General features: G+C 45.3%; 3 protein-coding genes. All 3 read right to left on the bottom strand.

Annotation, left to right across the window (positions count from 1 at the left end; translation table 11 throughout):
* Window positions 1-99 (bottom strand): arsenate reductase/protein-tyrosine-phosphatase family protein (locus tag VOR_RS18395; RefSeq protein WP_491066625.1); only part of this gene is annotated, 99 nt, incomplete at its 3' end.
* 343 nt (window positions 100-442) lie between these two features.
* The gene (vexH, locus tag VOR_RS0109360) at window positions 443-3,553 is read right to left on the bottom strand and encodes a vibriobactin export RND transporter permease subunit VexH (protein WP_010319444.1); all 3,111 of its coding nucleotides are present in this window, start codon (window positions 3,551-3,553) and stop codon (window positions 443-445) included.
* Window positions 3,553-4,103: efflux RND transporter periplasmic adaptor subunit (locus VOR_RS0109355; protein WP_029627049.1), on the bottom strand; the 551-nt coding region annotated here is incomplete at its 5' end. The genes vexH and VOR_RS0109355, both read right to left, overlap by 1 nt.

The raw sequence follows: 4,103 nt of genomic DNA, 5'->3' as shown, positions 1-4,103 counted from the left end.
TTGTTGTTGCGCTTTTTGGCTCAAAACAGCTTCAGAAAGCGGTGAACGGCATATATTTCCCATGCATACGATGAGGATAGAGAGTTTTTTATTTTCCATGGCCATTACTGATGCATTCACTTCATTTTGTCTCTGTATTAAAGAGGTGGATAGAGTATCGCAAGGTGCATTGCAATGGGTGTCTCAAAATTGAGTCTATCTATAATTAGTACCTAAGATTTAAATAGGAAAAAAGATCTGGCTATTTTGATAGATTATCGAATATGGCATTAACCACATTAACCATTTGATATCTTGCTTTTATATTCAAATAACTTGATGTGCTAACTCGACTGGTCGACCGTATGTGAGTTCATCTAATGGGCATAGATAACGGTGAATGGAATAGGTGTGAGCGGTGAACAAAGAAGAGCCTGCTGGGCGCAGGCTCTTGGTACATTAATCAGTGCACACTTCTGGATTTAACATCGTGCAGCAGTTCTTGGTTAAGTTCAGCTTCCACATGCCCAGGAGAGCGTGTTGATGCCGAGACCAAACGGTACATAGCAGGAATAACAAATAGAGTGACCAAAGTGGCAAAGCCCATACCGAAGAAAATCACCGTACCCACCGCCACTCGGCTTTCATAACCTGCTCCTGTCGAGATAATTAATGGGATGGAACCTGCTAAAGTAGTAAAGTCGGTCATCATGATTGGCCGTAAGCGACTTGCTGAGGCATCAATGATCGCTTTTTCAAACTCAACCCCTCGGTCACGCAGCTGGTTGGCAAATTCAACGATCAAAATGCCATTTTTGGTCACCATACCGATCAGCATAATCATCCCAATTTGGCTATAGATATTGATACCTTGTCCCATAATTGATAGACCAAGAAAGCCGCCAAACACACCCATCGGCACCGTCAACATCACCACTAACGGGTTGATAAAACTTTCAAATTGGGCGGCAAGTACCAAATAGGCGACAAGCAGCGCTAACGCAAATACAATGGCTACGCTCGATTGGTTTTCTTTAAAATCTTTTGACTCACCTGAGTAACTAACGTAAATATCACTAGGAAGTATCTCTATCGCTTTCTTGTCAAGAAAATCAAGCGCTTCGCCCAACGTGTAACCAGCCGATAAATTTGCAGTAACCGTGATCGCCTTTTGCTTATTGTAATGAGACAAACGGATCGATGATGCCACCTCTTCAACTTTCGCAAGTGCATCCAGTGTAACAAGCTCACCGGATGCGGTTCTCATGTAGATCTGGCTTAAATCGGAGGCGTTATTGAAGCTATTTTCGTCGCCACGGAGATAAACATCATACTCTTCGCCACGCTCAACAAAGCTGGTTTCACTCTTCCCGCCGAGCATCACTTCTAACGTATCTGAAATATCCGCGACACTGATCCCCAATTCCGCGGCACGCTGCCTATCAATCGTCACCACCAGTTCAGGTGTCTTTTCGGAATAATTGGTGTCAGCACCTTCCATAAAGGGGGAATTTTCAGCTTCCGTTTTTAGCAATTCAGCCCATTTTTTGAGTTCAGGATAGTCTGACCCACCTAACACAAACTGAACAGGCTCATTAGAGCCACCACGAAAGCCGGGCATAAAGGGCATAACTCGTACATCGGGAATTCCCGTTAGCGCTTTTTTTACCTGCCCTAATGCTTGTTGAGCGGTAATGCTTCGTTCGTTCCAGTCATCCAAAATCATGATAACAAAACCCGTCTGATCACCCGCTTGCCCACCGAACGCGGGCGATTGAATACTAAACGACTTGAGAAAACCTTTGCCAACCAAGGGCATTAACCGCTGCTCAACAAGATCCATATTGGCCGACATCCGGTTATAACTGGTCGCATCCGCTCCGCGCACAAAGGCAAAAATAACGCCGCGATCTTCTGAAGGCGTGAGCTGGGAAGGCACTTTCTGCATCAGAAAATAACTGCCACCGACACATGCAAGAATAACGAATGGTGCCGCCCATTTCCAACGGATAGCAAAACGTAAAGAGGATTTGTAACCCGCTTCTAAACGACCAAAAATACGATCAACAAAACGATTAAAACGGTTTGGTTTGACATTGACCTTTAAAATCTTGCTACCGAGAACGGGCGTTAAAGTTAACGCTATTAGCGATGAAAAGAGAACCGACATGGCCAAAAGTACAGAGAACTCGGTGAACAACAGGCCGACCATACCGTCCATAAAAGAGATCGGTAAAAAGACCATCACTAATACCAATGTGGTGGCAATCACGGCAAAGCCGACTTCGCGCGTCCCTTTATAAGCCGCCAGCAGTGGCTTCTCTCCCTGCTCTATGTGATGAAATATATTTTCCACCACCACAATCGCATCATCAACAATCAAACCGATGGAAAGAATCAGCGCCATCAAGGTGATAAGGTTAATAGAGAATCCGAAATAATAAGCGGCCATAAAAGAAGAGATCAATGAGACTGGCACAGTAACGGCTGGGATTAGCGTTGCCCGAACTTGGCCGATAAAAATGTACAGTACCAAAATCACTAAACCCCCCGTGATAAACAGTGTGCTATACACTTCCGAAATGGAGCGATCAATAAAGAAGGTCGAGTCGTAGTCAATGGCCAAGCGCGTTCCTTTGGGTAGAAACTGCTGAATATTATCGACTTCTTGATGGACACGCTGCGCCACATCCAAGGGGTTAGCATCTGACTGTGGCACAATGCCCATGCTCACATTAACCACACCGTCGCTTTTGAAGGTTGAGTTTTCGTTCTCAGCGCCGATGAAGACATCCGCGACATCTTTTAAGTAAATCGGCGAATTGTCACTTGCGCGCTTAACCACTAAATAGTCAAAATCTTGCGCCGTTTTGTACGCTCGGTCGGTACGCACCGACATCACTGTCGAATCGTTGCGCACTTCCCCGCCCGGGCTTTCAATATTTTCACTGCGCAATGCACTTGATATATCAGAAGTCGTGACACCACGCCCAGCCATCAGATTCGGCTTGAGCTTGACATACATCACCTTATAAAGACCACCAGACACATCCACAGAACTGACACCAGAGATTAAACTAAAGCGGTCAATCAAAGCTCGTTCGATATAATCGGTCAGTTGGGTTCGATCCATCTCTGAAGAACTGAGATTAATGTACAAAGAAGCTTCACCAGAGCCATTGTTTTTGAATACGGTTGGATCATCTGCTTCATCGGGTAATGAGCGCTGTGCTCTCGCAACGGCGTCTCGGATATCGCTCACACCAGTATTGAGATCATAACCCAGTTCAAAGGTAACGGTAATCCGTGACATGCCATTACGCGTGGTGGATTCAATTTCATCAATCCCGCTAATGCCCGCCAGTTGATCTTCCAATACAGAAGTGATTTGGCTTTCAATGATAGTAGCTGAAGCCCCTGCATAGCGAGTACTGATTGAAACCACCGGGCTTTCAATATCGGGCATTTCCCGGACCGAAAGCTTAGAAAATGACACTAGACCAAAAACGCACAACAGTAAGCTTAGTACCACCGCCGCCACAGGGCGCTTCACTGAAACATCGGATAACCACATTACTTGTCATCCTTTTGTATCGGTGAGCCATCCACGTTGACTTCTGTGACGAGCACACCGTTTCTCATATTCACGATACCTTGCACCACAATCTTATCGCCAATGGCTAAACCTTTATCAATCACCACTTGATTGCCGATCCGCGCGCCAAGCCAAACTTCCGTGCGTATTACTTTATTATTGCTATCAATCACATAGACATAGCGTTTAGTGCCTGAATATTCGAGTGCTTGAACGGGGATAATGGGCGCTTCAATCGCTGGGAAATTCAACTTAGTAGAAAGCAACATCCCGGGTTTTAGCTTGCCATCTTGGTTATCGAAATGAATACGGACACGCAAATTCAAGGTTTCACGATTAATACGTGAATCAATACCCACAACTTTGCCAGTAAATTCGTTTTTTGCCCAAGCATTACTCTTCGCCGTCACCGTCATACCTTTACTGATTAACGAAAGGTAACGCTCTGGCACTTGGATATCGAGCTGCATCACCGATAGGTCATCTAAAGTCAACAATTCCGTCCCTGCACTGACCATTTTGCCCAAAC

This window comes from Vibrio ordalii ATCC 33509 (assembly GCA_000257205.1).
Taxonomy (GTDB): domain Bacteria; phylum Pseudomonadota; class Gammaproteobacteria; order Enterobacterales; family Vibrionaceae; genus Vibrio; species Vibrio ordalii.
This window is presented reverse-complemented; position numbering and strand designations above follow the sequence as displayed.